A 20447-nucleotide genomic window follows, 5' to 3' on the forward strand; every position below is an offset into this window, starting at 1 on the left:
CAAGGGCTTTATGTATGATGATGTAGTTGTGTAAGCATTTCAATAGGTTGCACGATATTCATAATACTTACTCCCTTTCTCCTCTGATTTTTTACATAGTATATAATACTTAATTCTGAATGTAAATACATTTCAAACATTCCGTTATTTCTTAATATAAAGCTACTTCCCTTTCATATTCTACAATTTTTTGTTCATATTGCATTGTAATACTAATTTCATCTAGACCATTTAATAATTTCTCTTTCCACATTTTCTCGATTGTAAAATGAAACTTGTGCGTACTCGTTGTGATGACTTCATTCTCTAAATCTACTTCTATTTGTTCTCTCGCATCCGTTTTGGCAAGCTGTTCGCGCATTTCTTTATCCATTACAATTGGTAACATACCATTTTTCATACAATTCATATAAAAAATATCTGCAAACCCGCCAGCGATAATAACACGGAAACCATAATCAGCAAGCGCCCACGGAGCATGTTCTCTTGAAGAACCACAACCAAAATTATCACCTGTAATTAATATACTTGCTCCTTTTCTATCTTGTGCATTAAGTGGAAAATTAGGGTTTTCATGGCGGTTATTATCATAACGCCATTCATCGAATAAATATTTTCCAAATCCCGTCCTTTCAATTCTCTTTAAATATTGCTTCGGAATAATTTGATCTGTATCAATGTTATCATTCATCAGTACTGCGGCAGTACCTTTATGAATACGAAATGGCTCCATCATAACTCTCCTTTCTAGTATCAACAAAATGACCATATAACGCAGCTGCTGCCGCCATTGCTGGGCTAACCAAATGTGTTCGCGCTCCTTTTCCTTGTCTTCCTTCAAAATTGCGGTTTGAAGTGGAAGCACAATGTTCTCCTTCAGGTACTTGATCTGGATTCATTCCAAGACACATTGAACATCCAGGCTCTCTCCATTCAAATCCTGCTTCTTCAAAGATGTGATGTAGTCCTTTTTGCATCGCAGCTTCTCTTACTCTTTTCGATCCAGGCACAACGAGTGCTCTCACACCTTCTTTTACCTTTCTCCCTTTCACAACAGAAGCAGCAATTTCTAAATCAGAGAGCCTGGAATTTGTACAAGATCCAATAAAAACATGCTGAACTGGAATGTCATACGTACTTTGTCCTGGGCTTAATCCCATATAAGAAAATGCTCTTTCATCATTTGCATCATGCTTTTCTGGCAATTTTTCATCAATACGAACACCCATACTCGGGTTTGTTCCCCACGTAACGTACGGTGCTAAATCCGCCACATCAATTGAAATATGTAAATCATAAATCGCATCTGAATCTGTATACAGTTCAGACCATTTTTTCTCGAAAGTTTCATAGTCTTTCGGTGCATATTGACGTCCTTTTACATAAGTAAATGTTTTTTCATCTGGTGCTATAATACCAGCTTTCGCTCCTCCTTCAATTGCCATATTACAAAGCGTCATTCTCTCTTCCATCTCCATAGCTCCAATTGTCTCTCCGTAAAACTCCATTACGTATCCGGTTCCAACTGCTACACCGTACTTCGAAAGGAGATGCAAAATAATATCTTTTGCGTAAACACCTTTCTGTAATTTCCCTTTTAACTCAATGCCCATCGCTTTCGGCTTACGTTGCCATAACGTTTGTGTCGCCAATACATGTTCAACTTCACTCGTACCAATGCCAAATGCTAGCGCGCCAAACGCACCGTGTGTTGCTGTATGACTATCACCACAAACAATTGTTTTTCCTGGCTGCGTGAGCCCAAGTTCTGGTCCGATAACATGAACAATCCCTTGCTCTTCATCTCCAATATCCGCTAACGGTACCTGAAATTGTTTACAATTTTCACGAAGTGTATCTAGTTGCTGTTTCGCAATGCGATCGGTAATATTCCAAACATCTTTCGTTGGAATATTATGATCCATCGTTGCGAATGTTAAATCTGGTCTACGGACCGTTCGATTTGTAAGCCGCAAGCCTTCAAAGGCTTGCGGTGACGTTACTTCATGGACAAGATGAAGATCGATATATAATAAATCCAACCCATTTTCGTTTGTCGTAACTATATGTCTTTCCCATAGTTTATCTAGCAACCTTTTCCCCATTATCTCCCTCTCCCTACTAACGCTTGCTCTTCCATTTCCTGCATAACCGCCTTCGTAAATGAAGTTGTCGTTTCAGTCCCCCCGATATCTGCTGTACATTTCCCTGATGTAAGGACTGCAGAAATTGCATCTTCAATTGCACACCCTTCTCTCGTTAATCCGAAAGATTGCCCAAGCATCATTGCAACAGAGCGCATCATTGCAATTGGATTCGCCTTATTTTTCCCGGCAATATCCGGTGCTGAGCCGTGAATTGGCTCGTATAATGAAGGTCCCTTTTCCGCGTGACTTGCTGATGGAAGCATCCCTAATGATCCAGCTAATACAGAAGCCTCGTCACTCAAAATATCTCCAAATAAATTTTCCGTTACAATTACATCAAACCGTCCTGGATTTCGAATTAATTCCATCGCAGCGGCATCTACTAAAATATGTTCTAGTTCAACGCCTGGATAACAAAGTGATACTTCTTCTGTCACAGTTCGCCATAGTTTACTAGACTCTAAAACATTCGCCTTATCAATCGATGTTACTTTCTTCTTCCGCTTGCTCGCTAATTGAAAAGCATACGAAACGATACGTTCAATTTCATGACGATGATACGTAAGTGTATCGGTTGCTACTTCGTCCGTTCGTTCTTTCGGATAAGAAAAATAAATCCCGCCTGTTAATTCACGAACGACAACGAAATCAATTTCATCAACCTTTTTTAATGGCGATAAATGTGCCGTTGCGCTTTCTACCGTTACAGGGCGAACATTCGCAAATACGCCGAGTCCTTTTCTTAAAGCTAATAACCCTTTCTCTGGTCTTTCTTTCGCACTATCCCACCTTGGTCCACCAACTGCTCCGAGTAAAACTGCATCACTTGCTAAACAGGCGGCAAGCGTTCGTTGTGGTAATGGTTGCCCATTTAAATCGATAGCACTCCCACCAAAATACTCATCTTGCAAATGAAAACGATGCCCATATAATCTCTCTACCATATGCAATACTTCCTTCGCACTTTCCATAACTTCCGGGCCAACACCATCACCAGCTAAACAAACGATACGTTTTTCCAATTTCAACACTCCTTCTAACTGAATTTTCAGAACTTTAATTTGATAGGTGAGGAAAGCTTCTCTCACCTATCAACCACTTATTTCACAAGCTGGATAAAAGATTTTAATTTCCCCGCCGCATGGACATATGCTCTCGCCGACGCTTCCAATACGTCTTGCGCAACACCAAAACCTGATACTTGATGCGTTCCTTCTTTTAATTCAACATGAACATGAGCTAGTGCGTCTTGACCTTGTGTAATAGATTGTATGCGATAATCCGCCAATTCACATTCTAATCCTAAAATTCTTTGAATTGCATTATAAATCGCTTCAATACTACCAGAGCCAGTAGCTGCATCTTCGTATACATTTCCTTCTTCATCTTTTAATACAACTGTCGCGCATTGTGTACTATTTGATACGAAATGTACTTGCAGTTGCGTAATAGTATATTGCTGAGCCGCAAATGCTGCTTCACCAAGCATAAGTGCACGTAAATCTTCCTCCGTAATTTCCTTCTTGCGATCAGCTAATTTTTTAAACGCTTCAAACACCGCATCTCGTTCTTCCTTTGTAAATTCATAGCCAAGCTCTTTCATTTTTTCTGTAAACGCGTGACGTCCAGAATGTTTTCCCAGTACAAATAAGTTTTGAGATTCGCCTACTAGCTCTGGTTCAATAATCTCATACGTTGTCACTTCTTTTAGTACACCATCTTGATGAATTCCTGATTCATGAGCGAATGCATTCGCTCCAACGATTGCTTTATTTTTCGGTACAACCATACCTGTTAATCTGCTTACTAATGTACTCGTCGCTTTAATTTCTTTTAGCGTCATAGAAGACTCCGCTTTATAGAAATCTTTTCTAATATGAAGAGCAACTGCGACCTCTTCTAATGCCGCATTCCCTGCTCTTTCTCCAATTCCATTAATTGTTCCTTCTACTTGCAATGCTCCACCTTCAACCGCAGCTAATGAATTGGCTACAGCCATCCCAAGATCATCGTGACAATGACAAGAGAAAATTGCTTTTTCATATGAAGGAACGGATTCTTGTAAGTATTTAAAAAGAGAATAATACTCTTCTGGATTCGTATATCCAACTGTATCTGGAATATTAATTACATTTGCTCCTGCACGAATCGCAACTTCTACTGCTTCAGCTAAAAAATCTCTTGCTGTTCTTGTCGCATCTTCTGCAGAAAATTGTACTGTCGGAAATAACGATTTCCCAAGTGTAACCGAGCGATGAATACTATCTAACACATCTTCCTTTGACATACAAAGTTTATACTTCATATGAATATCACTCGTAGCTAAAAATACGTGTAGACGGGGAGATACAGCACCTTTCACCGCTTCATATGCTCTTCGAATATCACTTTCTTTCGCTCTAGCTAAACTCATAACTGTAGCATTTTGAATCGTATTTGCGATGCGTTTTACCGATTGAAAATCCCCTTCGGAAGCTGCTGCAAAGCCAGCTTCCATGACATGAATACCCAGTCTCTCTAATTGCCTTGCAATTTGCAATTTCTCTTGTTCATTTAAATTCACTCCTGGTGATTGTTCGCCATCACGTAGCGTCGTATCCATGAACAAAATCTGCTTCATATTATTTGACCCCTGCCTTTACTCGCGGCTGTACGAAAGGCATCATTTCACGTAATTTACGTCCAACTACTTCGATTTCATGTTCATTCTCTTTCTCATTTGTCGCATGGAAATTCGGTTTTCCTGCTTTATGCTCTGCAATCCAGCCTCTTGCAAATGTACCATCTTGAATTTCGGCTAGCACTGCACCCATCGCTTTCTTCGTATCTTCCGTTACAACGCGTGGTCCTGATACGAAGTCGCCCCACTGCGCTGTATCTGAAACTGAATATCTCATATTTTCAAGTCCGCCTTCATACATAAGGTCAACGATTAGTTTTAGTTCATGTAAACATTCAAAATATGCAAGTTCAGGCTGGTATCCTGCATCAACTAGCGTTTCAAATCCAGCTTTTACTAGCGCAGTTACTCCGCCGCAAAGTACAGCTTGCTCTCCAAATAAATCTGTTTCTGTTTCTTCTTTAAACGTCGTTTCTAATACGCCCGCTCTCGTCGCTCCAATTCCATCAGCATAAGAAAGTGCCTTTTCAGTCGCAACTCCTGTCGCATCTTGGTATACGGCAAATAATGCAGGTACGGCTCCGCCTTCAGCAAACGTACGGCGTACAAGATGCCCTGGACCTTTAGGCGCTACTAGAAATACATCTACATTAGCTGGTGGTTTCACTTGATCAAAGTGAACATTAAATCCGTGTGCAAAAACGAGAGAATTTCCTGCCTGTAAATTTGGTGCAATTTCCGCTTCATATACTTCTGGCTGCAGTTCATCCGGTAGTAAGATCATTACTAAATCAGCCTGCTCCGCCGCTTCTGCTACTGTATATACAGAAAATCCATCTTCTTTCGCTTTATCCCAAGACTTACCTTTTCTTAAACCTACTACTACATCAAATCCGTTATCACGCAAATTTTGCGCATGCGCATGACCTTGCGAGCCATATCCGATGATTGCTACTTTCTTTTCTTTTAATACATTTACCGTTACATCTTTCTCATAATAAACTTTTGCCATTTTCATTTCCCCCTATATTTAAATGATTATTGAATTAACATAACTTGCTTATCTTGTTTTTTCATACTACGCGTAAATGCTGTTACACCTGTTCTAGCAATTTCTTTCAAACCGTATGGACGAAGTAATTCAATTAATGCTTCTACTTTCTCCTGCGTACCGGTTACTTGCACAACTATGGAATCCTTCCCAACATCTATTACAGCGGCTCGAAACGGTTCAATTAAACTATATAATTCTGCTCTTGCTACTGATGTTGCGACTTTAATAAGTGCAAGTTCTCTTGCGATCATCGCTTCTTCCGTAATATCTGATACTTTCAGAACATCAATTTGCTTATGAAGTTGTTTAATTAACTGCTCAACTTGCTGCTCATTTTCAACGTGTACAACAATCGTCATCCGTGATATGTCCGATGATTCTGTATGACCTACTGAAATACTTTCAATATTAAAATGCCTTCGTGTCATAACACCTGTAATTCGGTTTAACACACCACTTTGATTTCGAACTGTCGCTGTAACAATTCTCTTCACCTTTTTTCCACTCCCTCCATTTGGTGAACACCTTTCCCTGGCGCAACCATCGGCATTACCTTTTCTGATTGAAGTACACGACAATCAATTACGACCGGTTCTTGTAATTCAATCGCATGCTGTATTTGCTTCTTTGCAAGAAGTGGATCATCTATGCGAACTCCTTTTATGCCATACGCATTCGCAAGAGCGACGAAATCTGGTTGACACGATAGTAAAGAGTGCGAATATCTTTTGTTATAAAATTCATCTTGCCATTGTCTTACCATTCCTAAAGCTTCATTATTTAAAATAAACACTTTAACAGGTAAGGAGTGTTCTTTTAACACACTTAATTCTTGCAGCGTCATTTGAAATCCAGCGTCACCGACAATTGCGATAACTAGTTCATCAGGCTTTGCAATTTGTGCCCCAATTGCTGCTGGAAATCCGAAGCCCATCGTTCCTAATCCTCCAGAAGTTACCCATTTATCTGGGTTTTTCAGCGGATAATATTGTGCGGCCCACATTTGATGTTGCCCAACATCTGTTGTTACAATCGCTTCTCCTTTCGTAAGTTCATATAACATATCAATTGCGTATTGAGGCTTAATACTTTCCGAATTCCGTTTATAAGATAGTGGATATTTTTCTTTTCTACTCTTTAATAAGGAAAGCCAATTATGATGATTTTCTTTCCTTCCTTCCGGTTGAAGTAATACTTCCAACGCTTGCTTAGCACTTGCAACAATAGGAATTTCAGTCGGCACATTTTTTCCGATTTCTGCTGGATCAATATCGATATGCGCAACAGTCGCCTCTTTAGCAAAATAAGCTAAATTTCCAGTAAGCCGATCATCGAATCTTGCACCTATATTAATAAGTAAGTCGCATTCATATAACGCCATATTGGCTGTGTATGAGCCATGCATTCCTCCCATTCCTAGAAAAAGTTCATCATCTGGCGGAAAGCCTCCAAGACCAAGTAAAGTATGCACAACTGGGATTTCATATTTACGAGCAAAACTTGTTAACTCTTTTGATGCTTTCGCATGCAATACACCTGCTCCAGCTAAAATTAACGGCTTACTTGCAGCACTAATTGCTTGTAATAATTTGTTTATTTGGAGTAAATTCGGTTCATAATTCGGGTTGTATCCTGGTAAATCCATTTGTACGTCATTACATCGTTCCCCTTGCTCTACCACCATATCTTTCGGAAGGTCAATAACGACTGGGCCTGGTCTTCCTGTTCTAGCAATATGAAATGCTTCTTTAATAATTCGAGGTAAATCTGAAGCTTTTCGCACTTGATAGTTATGCTTTGTCACCGGCATCGTAAGCCCCATAATATCCGCTTCTTGGAAAGCATCACTTCCAATTAACGTTGTTGCTACTTGCCCTGTAAATACAACAAGTGGTAACGAATCAATCATGGCATCTGCAAGACCTGTAATAACATTTGTAGCACCTGGTCCACTCGTTGCAATGACAACCCCTGGATTACCAGTAATTCTGGCATACCCTTCAGCGGCGTGAATAGCACCTTGCTCATGCCTTGTTAAAATATGCGGAATTTCACAGTCATAGAGTGCATCATAAAGAGGTAAAACAGCACCACCAGGATAACCGAAAATCACTTCTACTCCTTCCTTTTCTAGCGCTTCTAACAATAGCTGTGCACCAGTTGCCAGTTTCTCTTCCGTTTTTGAAGACATTGTTTTTATAAGCCCCCTTTTTGAAAACTTTTATCAATAAAAAAAATCCTACGTCCACACTCCAGCTATGTGCTGAAGGGACGAAAGATTTCGCGGTACCACCCTTCTTCGCAAGAATACTCTTGCCTCAGTGACCCATTAATGAGTCTAGCTAATAACGGAGCTACCGTCTAAGCCTAGACAAATGCTTCAGCTTAGCACTCAAGGGCGATGTTCGTCGACGTGAACCATCGGTTTTCAGCAACCACCGACTCTCTGTGAGGCTTCACAATCAACTACTCCTCCCTCTCAACGCTTTCTTATGTTATAAAAAGTTGTTATCCAACTTTATTTTCTTCGTAAATTTTCTCTCCATCTTCTATAACTAACTTTCGGAATTCTTCTAATAAACGATTCGTATGTGGACCTGTTTGCCCTAAACCAATCGTTCTACCATCTACTGTCGTAACAGCAATTACTTCAGCAGCCGTTCCTGTTAAAAATACTTCATCAGCTACATATACATCATGTCTTGTAAATAATTCTTCTCTAACGTCATATCCAAGTTTTTCACCGATTTCTAAAATAGCGTTTCGTGTAATACCTTCTAACGCTCCAGCAGAACTTGGTGGTGTAATTAATTTATTTCCTTTTACAATAAACACGTTATCTCCTGAGCCTTCAGCTACGTATCCTTGATCATTTAACATAAGTGCTTCTTGTACTCCAGCTAATTTCGCTTCAATACGAACTAAAATATTGTTTAAGTAATTTAATGATTTTACTTGAGGCGACAAAACATCTGGACGGTTTCGGCGCGTTGCAACTGTTACAACAGGAATCCCTTTTTCATAATATTCTTGTGGGAATAAAGATAATTGTTCTGCAATTACGACTACATTCGGTTTCTTACAAGAATCAGGATCTAATCCAAGATTTCCTGCACCTCTCGATACAACAAGGCGAATGTATCCATTAGATAATTTATTTTGTCGAATCGTCTCAACAACAATATTCGTTACTTCATCTAAAGAATATGGAATTTCTAACATGATGGATTTTGCTGATTCATATAACCGGACAAGATGCTCTCTCAAACGGAAAACATTACCGCTATAAACTCTAATTCCTTCAAATACTCCATCTCCATATAAATAACCATGATCATATACTGAAACTTTTGCTTCGTCTTTTGGAACAAATTCTCCATTTAAGAAAATCCATTGCTCATTCACTGGAAAGCGCCTCCTATGTTCTATGAATTTTTTATTGTTTCCTAGTTTACTCTCCTTTCTAAATAAATCAAGTGAATTTTTAGAAAATTTATAATTTTTAATCGTACGTACATCTTTGATTATATTGATTTAACAGCATTGTTAACGTTTACAAAAAGTCAAAAAATTTTTTTCGCCAAATTCCACTAAAAAAAATATTTGTTTAAAAGAAGGATTTTCATCAATTGATACGAATCTATTGTATTCAATAAACGGACGTCCGTTTTTATAAATTCGGGAATATACAACGACTTTTGCTGAAAAAGGGGGAAAATAAGAAAAATAACGCTGTCTAAAAATAACATTCATATTTTTCATCTCGCAATCATAATCCTATTTTTAAAAAACAATTTGTCAAAATGAAGGAGGAAATCAATATGGCGTGTGTACAAATTAAAGGAACGAGACAAGAGGTAGTAGAAATGCTTCAACTATTTGATCTAATGGATACGAAAGGGTTTTGTAAATTCAATAATTATGTAGAGGTAGAACCAAATAATAAAGAACATAATAATTTTATTGCTTCAATCGACATTCATTCAAATACTTCTTCCGCCCAAGATACTTTAAACGATCAATTCGTAAGTCAAATGCTTACTGGTGTATATAACGACTAAATAAAGTGATATGTTAATTAAGCTATCCGTCAATAGCAGAATAAATATAGGCTTCCTACCGTCTTTGCATAAAGTGAAACTTTAATCAGTGGGGGTTTTCTTCATCCCCCACTGATTATTAGCCCTCACCAATCGGACTTTTATGGGCAGCCCGACCCCAACCTAACTTCTTTGCTTTCGCTGAATTTTGAGGTGGGGGTCTTACTGCCCATTAAAGCGGGATAAATATATGCGATGTACTTGGGCATACTAGCAACTAGATGGTAGGAGGTGAGAATTATGGCTAGAATTGGCGTTGAAAACTCATTAACAGATGTTCAACAAGCTCTTAAGCAACAGGGACATGAGGTCGTTACCCTTCACTCCGAACATGATGCACAAGGGTGCGATTGTTGTGTTGTAACTGGGCAAGATTCCAATATGATGGGTATTGCAGATACATCTATTAAGGGATCGGTAATTACAGCTCATGGTTTAACAACAGATGAAATTTGTCAGCAAGTTGAGAGCCGCACTTAAAAAAGAAAGAGGACTCCTTTTGAAAAGGAGTCCTCTTTTTTATATTCACCTAACGGGAAAGTAACATATACTGGATGAAAGCCCTACCTCTCTCTCATCATCACGGTTCCAATGACCGCTCCTTGATTCACTAGTATACCTATAAAGCCTACAATTATAATTTATAGGGTTTGTTCACAAAAGTTGTTGGTAAGACTACCCGATCTTTCGCAAACTTTTCGTATTATATTTATAAGATTTATTTACTTTACACTAGCTGTAACCGAGACACGAATTAAAATCTTAACACTAATACAATAACTTGTCAACATTTTTTACAAATTAAAAACAGACAGTAACGGTTTGTCTGTTTTAGAATGGAGCTTTTTCTTTTATTACATATACAACAAAACCGCTTACTAACATACATAAGCCAACTACTAAGTTTTTGATATTAATCATAAATTCCTCTCCCTTATTCCACACATCATATATATTTACAGTTCAATTATTCCGATCATCCTAAAGCGCACTTTTTCTAATATATCATAATTCCTAAAAAATGCAAGTTCACTTTTGGCGACCATTTACAAATTTATCTACAGTGCTTGGTACAGTATTTAAAGCCTTTTCAATTAAATGCGTACTACTATTGAGGTGCAATACTTGCACACCGTTAGAACCAACTACTAAAAAAGCAACTGGACTAATAGAAACCCCAGCCCCGCTTCCGCCTCCAAATGGATGGCTTTGCTTGTTCTCTTTATGTTGCCCTTGTCCGTTATTATGTTTTTCAGAAATAAAATCACCTTTAAAATCACTTCCGCCGGCACCAAAACCAAAAGCCACTTGAGATACTGTTAATACTACATTTCCATCAGCCGTTGAAACTGGGCTTCCGACAATTGTATTTACATCTACCATCTCTTTTAAATTTGTCATTGCTGTTTTCATTAAATTTTCAATTGGATGTTCCATTATGTATTGCACCCTTTCCTTCTTATTCTTTTTTATACTTTCCAAAATAGAGGAAGTCATACTAACTTTTCCTATTTCAAAAAAACAATTTCCACCTTTTAAATGGATATTACTCCCTGTACATACTCGGATAAAGTGAAACTTTAATCAGTGGGGGTTTTCTTCATCCCCCACTGATTATTAGCCCTCACCAATCGGACTTTTATGGGCAGTTGATCCCCCACCTAACTTCTTTGCTTTCGCTGAATTTTGAGGTGGGGGGCTTACTGCCCATTAAAGCGGGATAAAAAAGAAAAAGAGAAACATACTACTATTGAACCTTGTTATGAAAGGAGTTATGACTTTGACTGAGAAATTTGATGAGTATAAAAAAAGAGATAGAATAGATAGTGATTATAGTGACTATAACGAAGAATATGCAGCTGAGGTTGCACCACAGCGCATTGATTATGATTACGATGAGAAAGATCATAAAGATGATGTAAGATCGTCGGCCGCTGGATCAACTGCTGGCTTTATCGCTCTTGCTTTATCTATCTTATCACTCTTTACCTTCCCAACATTATTTGGTCTTGTTTCTGTATTATTAGGGATTTACGCTTATAATCGCGGAGCTACTGTAACTGGTGGTATCGCTGCGATTGTCGGCGGAATTGCAGCACTCATTGCAATTTTATTCCGAGTAGCACTTGTCGGATTATTGTTCTCCCTTTTTTAAAATGAAAAAGGTATCTCGCTTATGCGGGATACCTTATCCTGTAAATACATCTTCCGATGGATATTTAATTTTTTGTTTTGCTGGTCGCGCTAAAGAAAACACAAGTGTTAACGGTCCAATTAATCCGCAAAACATAACAAACATAATAATGCATTTTCCAAACGCTGATAGCTTTGCAGTAATCCCCATCGTTAACCCTACTGTACCGAACGCTGAAATTGTTTCAAATAGTAACTGAATAAAGCTGAAGTTTTCTGTAAGCATTAATACAAATACAGCTGCAAAAATGAGGATTTGACTGGCAACAGCAATAGCTAACGCTCTCGTTACTGTCGACATTTTTATTGTGCGCTGAAATAATACGATTTCCTCTTTCTTTCTAAAGAAAGAAAGGACAGATGTAACTAAAATAACAAACGTTGTTAATTTAATCCCTCCACCCGTTGATACACTTCCTGCACCAATAAACATTAAAACCATCGTAAATAATATAGATGATTCTTCCATACCCCCGTAGTCAACTGTATTAAATCCAGCAGTACGAGGAGTAATACCTTGGAAAAAAGAAGCCCATAACTTTTCATTTAAAGGTAAATTCCCTAACGTCTTCACATTATTATATTCCAATACAAAAATCACAATCATCGCTATAACATTTAACGCTACTGTTCCAACAATCATAATTTTGGAATGAAGCGATAGTTTTCGAAAACTACGGCTATACCATATATCAATTAATACAGTAAAACCGAGACCACCTATTACGATTAAAGAGCAAATCCCAATATTAATAATAGGATCTCCTACATACCTTGTTAAATTATCCGGCCATAGAGCAAATCCAGCATTATTATAAGATGCAATCACGTGAAAAATACTATAGTATACACCTTTTCCAAAACCAAACTCTGGAATAAAGCGAAATGATAAAAAGATGACTCCAATCAACTCAATACAAATTGAAAATATAAAGACACGTTTTACTAATTTTACAAGACCACCTATATTTGTCTGATTAAATGCCTCTCCAATTAATAATCGATGGCGTAATCCGATTTTTTTACCTAATACCCAAACAATTAAAATGGCAATTGTCATAAGACCTAAACCGCCTGTTTGAATTAAAAACATAATAACAATCTCGCCAAACATCGTAAACGTACTTGCAGTATCTACTACTCCCAATCCCGTTACAGTTGCTGCTGACGTTGCCGTAAAGAAAGCATCTACCCAACTAATATGTACTTTCGTTGCGAATGGTAACTTTAATAACAAACCGCCAACCACAATTAAGCAGAAAAAACCTAATGCTAATATTTGTGGTGGATTTAATCGTATAAAACGATTATACAGCCCTTGTCTTTTTGTTACTTCCATATTCACTAACTCCCTTTTTCCCCTCATAACTAAAGGCTTATAACAAACCTTACATAGCGGGATAAACCTTATATTCTCATAATATAGTTGAGCATAATCCTTTTTTTCATAGTTTTCAACTTTTATTTCATTTTATGACGAGACATTTTCTATTCTATTTATTCTTACTCTATAACTCTCGCAACAATCATGTTATATGTATCATTTCTCAATTCCTCATACCTTTCACTCTATGTTCACGCCAAGGTCACATCTATCTTTTATAGTATATGTATCGAAGTTGTTCCTCCCTAATTTATAAGACATTCCCCAGTGTCTTGAACAACTTCCATCCCTAATTAAATTGACATAAATTGTCCCCTTCCTTGACCATCTCTTATGTGATGGTCTTATTTTTTTGTCTTTATCCTTTATGTAAAACTCCCTCTCTCTTTCACTCTATGTTCACATCAAGGTCACATCCACCTTTTATAGTATATGTATCGAAGCTGTTCCTCCCTAATTTATAAGACATTCCCCAGTGTCTTTGAATAGCTTCCATCCCTAATTAAGTTGACATAAATTGTCCCCTTCCTTGACCATCTCTTATGTGATGGTCTTATTTTTTGTTTACTCTAGCTTCTATTTAAAACTCCCTCTCTCTTTCACCCTATGTTCACACCCCGGTCACATCCATCTTTTATAGTATATGTATCGAAGTTGTTCCTCCCTAATTTATAAGACATTCCCCAGTGTCTTGAACAACTTCCATCCCTAATTAAATTGACATAAATTGTCCCCTTCCTTAGGCCATCATTTGTGATGGTCTTATTTTTTTGTTTACTTTATCCTTTATGTAAAACTCCCTCTCTCTTTCACCCTATGTTCACATAGGGGTCACATCCACCTTTTATAGTATATGTATCGAAGTTGTTCCTCCCTAATCTATAAGACATTCCCCAGTGTCTTGAACAACTTCCATCCCTAATTAAATTGACATAAATTGTCCCCTTCCCTAGACCATCCTATGTGATGGTCTATTTTGTTTTCTAACTAGATTTCCCGATTTTTTGCTTACTCTAGCAAAAGCAATCTATATTTAAATAGATATTTTTATACTAAATATTCAGAAAATACTGTCAAAATAGGTAGTTTTTCGGTACAATTAATGTAGAAAGTAATTTCACAAAAATAAGGGGGGGTTATATTGAAACAAACAAAAGCAATTTTAATTGCATTATTTCTCGGTTTAGTTGTCGGACTCACTTTAAATTTAGCTGCACCATCCATTTTTGAACCATTAAATCAATATGTGTTCAATCCACTTGGTCAATTGTTTATTCGACTCATTAAAATGCTAGTTGTTCCTGTTGTGTTCATTTCTATCGTGCTTGGGGCTGCTGGGCTTGGAGACCCGAAACAACTTGGAAGAATCGGCTTAAAATCAATTTCATTCTTTCTTGTCACTACAGCCGTTGCCATTTCTATTGCAGTTACATTTGCACTGATTATACAACCAGGATCTGGTGGTAACTTTAAAACCGAAGGGCTTAAATATGAAGGTGCAAAAACCGAAACATCTTTCGTCGATACACTACTCAATATCGTACCAGATAACCCAGCAAAAGCGATGGCTGATGGAAACATGTTACAAATTATTGCTTTTGCCGTATTAATTGGACTCGGTATCGCTATTTTAGGAAAACGAGTTCAAGGTATCCATTCATTACTTGAACAGGGCAACGAATTAATGATGTATCTTGTTAATCTCGTTATGAAATTAGCTCCAATCGGAACGTTTGGATTGCTCGCTTCATCCGTTGGTAAAATGGGTCTTGCAGGCGTCGCTGCGATGTTCAAGTATATGATTGTCGTTATGCTAGTACTTATTATTCACGGCGTCTTCGTCTATGGTGGATTATTAAAGGTATTAGCAAAAGAAAGCATTGTCCGTTTCTTTAAACATTTCGGACCAGTAATGGCAATTGGATTTAGTACATCTAGCTCCAATGCATCTCTTCCATTTGCAATGAAAACAGCACAAGAAAAACTTGGTGTTCCAAAAGCGATAAGTTCTTTTGTACAACCACTAGGTGCAACTATCAATATGGATGGTACTGCCATTATGCAAGGTGTAGCAACTGTGTTTATCGCTCAAGTATATGGAGTTGAGCTTACTATGTCCCAATTAGCTGTCGTCGTATTAACTGCTGTACTAGCTAGTATCGGTACTGCTGGTGTACCAGGCGTTGGACTTGTAATGCTTACGATGGTTTTAAATCAAGTAAATCTACCAGTAGAAGGTATTGCCTTAATTATTGGTATTGACCGTATTCTAGATATGTCACGAACAGCTGTAAATATTTCTGGCGATGCGATTTGCGCAATGATTGTCGCAAAATCAGAAGAAAAATATAATACGGATCAATCTGCAGCATCTTAAATCAAAAAAGGAGTGAATTCACTCCTTTTTTGATTTACTTCCTTTTTTCGAACGATATTCTTTTCCTTTGTTATCATTACCAGTCTCAAATTCAGTGCTAAACTCTTGCTGAAATTGAACTGATTTCGGTGAGCCTTGATTTCCGCTCCCTTTACTACCATTTCGATTTGTCATATTTCTGCCCCCTTCCTTTACTAGTAGTATGTTACATATTTTCTTTTTTATAATCTTTTACATACGAAAGAAGACCTTCCTCATATAAGGAAGGTCTTCTCTTCTTTAGTTGTAAGCGTTTTCTTATTTATAACGAATTAAATAAGTTTTTTAGAAATAGATATCATGATATTCATTTCTTCTTCTGAAAGGGCGGAGAATCTTTCTTGTAAATATTTCTTTTTCTCCCCTTCCATTTTCGCAACCAAATCTTTTCCTTGCTCTGTAATCTCTAAATATACAACTCTGCGATCTGATGTAGAACGTGAACGGGTTACAAAGCCTTTATTAATTAATTTTTCTGTAACAGCTGTAATATGACTATTCGATACATTTAATTCGTTAGCTACACGTGATACCATTTCTTTATTCGTACGGTTCAATATTCTAAGGACGATGAACTCATTCCACGGTATGTAACCACCAAATATTTTTCCAATATCATTACGCAACGTGCGAAACATAGCAAACACATTTGTCGATAGTTCTTCCATTAATTGCTCTCGATTTTGAGACAATTTTGACAGCCCCTTTTATTTCATTTGGTTAAATAAAAACCTTATTAATAATTTTACATGAAATCTTACTTTTTGTCACCTTATTTTCCCATAATTCGTAGTTTTTTAATATACATTTCATGATACAATAAAATTAAATTTCCAAAAAAAGGAGATGAGGTAGTGAGTGAAGAAGACAAATTTTCTAATCTTAATCTAAAAGATAAGACTTTGATTATTGGTTTTGTTATTCTATTTCTCATTATAATTTTTGCATTTATTTTCTTTGTATATGTAGGAATCTTTCATATGACAGGTATAGAGTATAGATCACGCACTGCTTTACTTCTATTTTTTTTATTAATCACTTTCTTAGACGGTATTACATTCTTTATATTCGGTTTCCTCAAGGCGTTGCTATACCCAATGACAAGAAACATGCCAAATTGGCTAGCTATTACCCTTTTTGCAATCATTGAAATTACGTTAGATTGGTTCGTCATTCATACTGCCGACGATTGGATAGAGAACGTACAACTGTCCAACATAGCTGAATTATGTGTCGTACTATTCTTTTTCCTAGTAAATACATTATTAAGCGACAAGAAAGAGTAAGAATACAAGCTTTTCTATATAAAAATTGGTACAATAAAAACAAATCATACTAAAGAGGTGTTACTTATGAACTTACAACAATGGGCTGATAAAGGTATGTCCTTTGATACATATGTGAATGAAATGAAAGTAAATCAATACGAGCTACTACACATTTACAATAACTTTTTAATTCCAAATGAATTACTTCCTGTATTAGAAGAACGCCAAAATGATCAGTGGCGCGTTATCGTATTAACAGCTGATTGGTGTGGTGACGCCCTTTTATGCGTACCTGTTATGAAACGAATTTCTGAAGTTGCAAATATTGATATGAGATTATTAATTCGCGATGAAAACTTAGAATTAATGGATCAATATTTAACAAATGGAACAGCACGTGCCATTCCAATCTTTATTTTCATTGATAAAGATGGAAATGAACAAGCCGTTTGGGGACCACGCGCTCCAAAAGTACAAGAATTAGTAACTTCTATGCGCGCTACATTGCCTGAAAAAGAAGATCCAACATTCGAGGAAAAACAAAAAGAAATGTACGCTAACTTCCGTGCTACATTAGCGGATGATACTTCTCTTTGGGAACATGTAATGGAAAGTATGATGGAAAAAGTAGTAAAATAAAAAAACTGCCGAACTCGGCAGTTTTTTTATTACATAATGAAGAAGAAATAGAATACCGCAGCCAAAATGAAACGGTAGTAAGCGAACGGTGTTAGTTTTACACGAGCTAATAATTTTAAGAATGAAACAATTGCAAGCATCGCAACAACGAATGCTGTAATGAATCCTGTTGCAAATAATGGGATATCAGCCGTACTTAATATATCCCAGCTTTTAATTAAATCTAAACCACTTGCAGCTACCATCATTGGTACTGCTAAAATAAATGTATATTCAGCCGCCGCTGTATGTGACACGCGAGCTAATAAACCACCACTTATTGTAGAACCAGAACGAGAAAATCCTGGCCAAAGCGCTAAACATTGGAACATTCCAATTGTAAAAGCTTGCTTATATGTGATTTCATCTAATGTTCTTGCTGTACTTGGTTTCGAAAATTTCTCAGCAACAATCATTAAAATACCACCAGCCACTAAACTGATGACAACTGGGCCTGGCCCAAATAAAACTTCTTTAATCGCACTATGGAACAATACGCCAAGTACACCGGCAGGAATCATCCCGATAATAATATGTAATAAATTTAACGATGGTCCCTCTGTTACTTTCCCTATACCTACTAAAGACCATAGACGCTTCCAAAATATAACAACAACTGCTAAAATCGATCCCAATTGAATAACAACTTCGAAAACTTTCGCTCTCTCATCGTCAAATCCAAGTAAATGACCTGTTAAAATCATATGTCCTGTTGATGAAACTGGTAGAAACTCTGTTAAACCTTCAACAGCACCCATGATTATTCCAATTAACCAATCAGCCACGAGTAGTGCCTCCTTAATAACGAATATGTAATTTTTTCACACCTTATCATAATACCTTATCCCTTTTCAAAGTGCATCCTTTTTTATCGACTCCATATGTTCTAGGCGCGTATTTCTTTTCTATTTTTTAATTAAATTGTATGATAGTAAGAGTTTGTTTTTTTATCGGAAAGGGGATTTTATGAAAGAAACTAATTCATTCTCACAAAAATTAAAGCAATTTGTATTACTATTTTTCCCGATTTTCGTAACACAAATGTCATTATTTGCAATGAGCTTTTTTGATACGACAATGTCAGGGCACGCGAGTCCTATTGATTTAGCAGGTGTCGCTATCGGAACAAGTATATGGCTTCCCGTTAGTACCGGATTAACAGGAATTTTAATGGCTACTACTCCAATTGTTGCGCAGCTCGTTGGATCAAAGAAAAAAGAGGATGTGCCCCAAGTTGTCATACAAGCAGTATATTTAGCAATTTGTGCTAGTTTCGTGGTCATCCTTATCGGTTTCTTCGCTGTTTCACCTATTTTAAACGGCATGCGCTTGGAAGAACCTGTGGAACGTATTGCGGCACAATTTTTAAGTATTATTGCAATTGGAATTATCCCTTTATTTACTTACACTGTTTTACGCGGATTTATTGATGCATTAGGAAAAACTCGCACAACAATGATCATTACATTACTATCATTACCAATTAACGTAGTATTGAATTATGTATTAATTTTCGGTCATTTCGGTTTTCCAAAACTCGGTGGTGTCGGAGCAGCAATTGCTTCTGCAGCAACTTATTGGTGTATTTTAATTATTACCGTTATTATTATTCGTACGAAAGAGCCTTTCGCATCTTTCCATATCTTTAAACAATTATATCGTCCTTCTCTTTCAAGTTGGAAAGAGTTCTTAAAACTTGGCGTCCCTATCGGATTTGCTATCTTTTTTGAAACGAGTATTTTCGCTGCAGTGACACTTATGATGAGTAATTTTAGTACGACAACAATCGCAGCGCATCAAGCAGCTATGAACTTCGCTTCCTTGTTATATATGACTCCTTTAAGTTTAGCAATGGCAATGACCATCGCTGTTGGATTCGAAGTTGGAGCAAAGCGATATAATAACGCAAAACAATATGGATTTATTGGGATGGGCTTAGCACTTGCATTTGCCCTATTATATTCAATTCTTCTCTACTTCTTTGATGATGAAATTGCTTCTATTTATACGACAGATATACAAGTACATCATCTAGCAAAAGAATTTCTCATATTTGCGATTTTATTTCAAATTTCAGATGCAATTGCAACTCCTGTACAAGGGGCACTACGTGGTTATAAAGACGTAAATGTTTCCTTAATTATGACATTAATCGCTTATTGGGTAATAGGTCTCCCTCTCGGTTACATATTAGCAACGTATACTGACTGGGCAGCAAAAGGATATTGGATCGGTCTTATTATCGGTCTAGCATTTGGTGCTATTTTCCTTCTTGTCCGTCTCTTTCAAGTTCAAAGAAAATATACAACAGAAAACCGCCGCTCATGATAGAGGGGCGGTTTTCTTTATGCATATTTTTTCTTTGAACGTATAACATAATGAAAAAGAAAGGTGGATACATATGGACGAAAAAGAAAAAAAGCAATCATTCGATGAAGAATTCGCCCCTGAAATTTCACCTGGATATCGACAAGATGTACATAAGCCACCTAAAAATAAAAACACTTCTTTTTTAATGGGTATTACCATTTTCGCTGCTGTACTACTTGTGCTTATCATTTTTGTTTATTTTTAAGGAAAGGTGACA

The 20447-nt window shown here is 37.0% G+C and carries 23 protein-coding genes and 1 other annotated feature; of the genes, 8 read left to right on the forward strand and 15 right to left on the reverse strand.

From position 1 onward, the window contains the following. Window positions 1-151: 151 nt before the first annotated feature. The 9 genes from leuD to MR115_RS30045 all read right to left on the reverse strand — a co-directional run bounded on the left by leuD (window position 152) and on the right by MR115_RS30045 (window position 9583). The gene (gene leuD, locus MR115_RS12200) at window positions 152-733 is read right to left on the reverse strand and encodes a 3-isopropylmalate dehydratase small subunit (protein ID WP_063261937.1); all 582 of its coding nucleotides are present in this window, start codon (window positions 731-733) and stop codon (window positions 152-154) included. Continuing rightward, window positions 711-2105, reverse strand: coding sequence for a 3-isopropylmalate dehydratase large subunit (leuC, locus tag MR115_RS12205; protein ID WP_061678660.1), 1395 nt, complete (start codon window positions 2103-2105; stop codon window positions 711-713). The genes leuD and leuC overlap by 23 nt, the downstream gene beginning before the upstream one ends. Continuing rightward, window positions 2105-3169 (reverse strand): 3-isopropylmalate dehydrogenase, encoded by a 1065-nt coding sequence (leuB, locus tag MR115_RS12210; RefSeq protein ID WP_242241454.1) that lies wholly within the window; start codon window positions 3167-3169, stop codon window positions 2105-2107. Before leuB ends, leuC begins: the two co-directional genes overlap by 1 nt. Before the next feature lie 77 nt (window positions 3170-3246). Beyond that, on the reverse strand, window positions 3247-4767 hold the full coding sequence (leuA, locus tag MR115_RS12215) for a 2-isopropylmalate synthase (protein WP_097843832.1): 1521 nt from the start codon (window positions 4765-4767) through the stop codon (window positions 3247-3249). A gap of 1 nt (window position 4768) precedes the next feature. Then, entirely contained in the window at window positions 4769-5779 is a 1011-nt protein-coding gene (gene ilvC / locus MR115_RS12220; protein ID WP_001151727.1) for a ketol-acid reductoisomerase, read from the reverse strand. 26 nt (window positions 5780-5805) lie between these two features. Further along, on the reverse strand, window positions 5806-6315 hold the full coding sequence (ilvN, locus tag MR115_RS12225) for an acetolactate synthase small subunit (protein ID WP_000822948.1): 510 nt from the start codon (window positions 6313-6315) through the stop codon (window positions 5806-5808). Beyond that, a complete protein-coding gene (gene ilvB, locus MR115_RS12230) occupies window positions 6312-8012 on the reverse strand; it encodes an acetolactate synthase large subunit (protein WP_242241456.1) in 1701 nt (566 codons plus the stop codon). Before ilvB ends, ilvN begins: the two co-directional genes overlap by 4 nt. A gap of 73 nt (window positions 8013-8085) precedes the next feature. Continuing rightward, window positions 8086-8313 (reverse strand) — a binding site (T-box leader). A gap of 16 nt (window positions 8314-8329) precedes the next feature. Beyond that, on the reverse strand, window positions 8330-9226 hold the full coding sequence (gene ilvE / locus MR115_RS12235) for a branched-chain-amino-acid transaminase (protein WP_001005497.1): 897 nt from the start codon (window positions 9224-9226) through the stop codon (window positions 8330-8332). A gap of 141 nt (window positions 9227-9367) precedes the next feature. Beyond that, on the reverse strand, window positions 9368-9583 hold the full coding sequence (locus MR115_RS30045; protein ID WP_071722330.1) for a hypothetical protein: 216 nt from the start codon (window positions 9581-9583) through the stop codon (window positions 9368-9370). A gap of 59 nt (window positions 9584-9642) precedes the next feature. Here MR115_RS30045 and MR115_RS12240 point away from each other — a divergent pair, with 59 nt between their 5' ends. Both MR115_RS12240 and MR115_RS12245 read left to right on the forward strand, forming a co-directional pair. Continuing rightward, entirely contained in the window at window positions 9643-9882 is a 240-nt protein-coding gene (locus MR115_RS12240; RefSeq protein WP_242241458.1) for a DUF3911 family protein, read from the forward strand. A gap of 279 nt (window positions 9883-10161) precedes the next feature. After that, window positions 10162-10401 carry a YkuS family protein gene (locus MR115_RS12245; RefSeq protein WP_061678665.1) on the forward strand — a complete coding sequence of 80 codons (240 nt, stop codon included), beginning with the start codon at window positions 10162-10164 and terminating at the stop codon, window positions 10399-10401. Between the two features lie 351 nt (window positions 10402-10752). On the opposite strand, the gene MR115_RS12250 is transcribed toward MR115_RS12245, so the two are convergent. Then, window positions 10753-10842 (reverse strand): hypothetical protein, encoded by a 90-nt coding sequence (locus tag MR115_RS12250; RefSeq protein WP_000608225.1) that lies wholly within the window; start codon window positions 10840-10842, stop codon window positions 10753-10755. Window positions 10843-10950: 108 nt separating this feature from the next. Beyond that, window positions 10951-11418 (reverse strand): GerW family sporulation protein, encoded by a 468-nt coding sequence (gene ytfJ, locus MR115_RS12255; RefSeq protein WP_061678666.1) that lies wholly within the window; start codon window positions 11416-11418, stop codon window positions 10951-10953. A 265-nt stretch (window positions 11419-11683) separates the two neighbouring features. Between ytfJ and MR115_RS12260 the strand changes: the two genes are divergently transcribed. Next, on the forward strand, window positions 11684-12076 hold the full coding sequence (locus MR115_RS12260) for an imidazole glycerol phosphate synthase (protein WP_116758375.1): 393 nt from the start codon (window positions 11684-11686) through the stop codon (window positions 12074-12076). Window positions 12077-12109: 33 nt separating this feature from the next. On the opposite strand, the gene MR115_RS12265 is transcribed toward MR115_RS12260, so the two are convergent. Further along, window positions 12110-13453, reverse strand: a complete 1344-nt coding sequence (locus tag MR115_RS12265) for a TrkH family potassium uptake protein (protein ID WP_000454120.1) — start codon at window positions 13451-13453, stop codon at window positions 12110-12112. 1186 nt (window positions 13454-14639) lie between these two features. Here MR115_RS12265 and MR115_RS12270 point away from each other — a divergent pair. Next, window positions 14640-15875: a dicarboxylate/amino acid:cation symporter gene (locus MR115_RS12270; RefSeq protein WP_061678898.1), complete on the forward strand. Its 1236-nt coding sequence runs from the start codon at window positions 14640-14642 to the stop codon at window positions 15873-15875. An 18-nt stretch (window positions 15876-15893) separates the two neighbouring features. On the opposite strand, the gene MR115_RS12275 is transcribed toward MR115_RS12270, so the two are convergent. Next, window positions 15894-16049, reverse strand: coding sequence for an imidazoleglycerol-phosphate dehydratase (locus tag MR115_RS12275; protein ID WP_242241462.1), 156 nt, complete (start codon window positions 16047-16049; stop codon window positions 15894-15896). Window positions 16050-16186: 137 nt separating this feature from the next. After that, window positions 16187-16606, reverse strand: a complete 420-nt coding sequence (locus tag MR115_RS12280) for a MarR family winged helix-turn-helix transcriptional regulator (RefSeq protein ID WP_000081442.1) — start codon at window positions 16604-16606, stop codon at window positions 16187-16189. Between the two features lie 162 nt (window positions 16607-16768). Between MR115_RS12280 and MR115_RS12285 the strand changes: the two genes are divergently transcribed. Both MR115_RS12285 and MR115_RS12290 read left to right on the forward strand, forming a co-directional pair. Continuing rightward, a complete protein-coding gene (locus tag MR115_RS12285; RefSeq protein WP_097816721.1) occupies window positions 16769-17200 on the forward strand; it encodes a regulatory YrvL family protein in 432 nt (143 codons plus the stop codon). A gap of 33 nt (window positions 17201-17233) precedes the next feature. Then, entirely contained in the window at window positions 17234-17821 is a 588-nt protein-coding gene (locus tag MR115_RS12290; RefSeq protein WP_097816720.1) for a thioredoxin family protein, read from the forward strand. 29 nt (window positions 17822-17850) lie between these two features. Here MR115_RS12290 and uppP read toward each other — a convergent pair whose 3' ends face one another. After that, complete coding sequence (uppP, locus tag MR115_RS12295) at window positions 17851-18645, reverse strand: bacitracin resistance undecaprenyl-diphosphatase (protein ID WP_000796251.1); 795 nt, start codon at window positions 18643-18645, stop codon at window positions 17851-17853. A 181-nt stretch (window positions 18646-18826) separates the two neighbouring features. On the opposite strand from uppP, the gene MR115_RS12300 reads away from it, so the two are divergent. Together MR115_RS12300 and MR115_RS12305 are read left to right on the forward strand one after the other, a co-directional pair. After that, the gene (locus MR115_RS12300; protein ID WP_242241464.1) at window positions 18827-20188 is read left to right on the forward strand and encodes an MATE family efflux transporter; all 1362 of its coding nucleotides are present in this window, start codon (window positions 18827-18829) and stop codon (window positions 20186-20188) included. A gap of 73 nt (window positions 20189-20261) precedes the next feature. After that, on the forward strand, window positions 20262-20435 hold the full coding sequence (locus MR115_RS12305; RefSeq protein ID WP_000343557.1) for a hypothetical protein: 174 nt from the start codon (window positions 20262-20264) through the stop codon (window positions 20433-20435). The last annotated feature ends 12 nt before the right edge of the window (window positions 20436-20447 follow it).

The sequence above is a fragment of the Bacillus cereus group sp. BfR-BA-01309 genome, from assembly GCF_022664315.1.
Classification (GTDB): Bacteria; Bacillota; Bacilli; order Bacillales; family Bacillaceae_G; genus Bacillus_A; species Bacillus_A mobilis.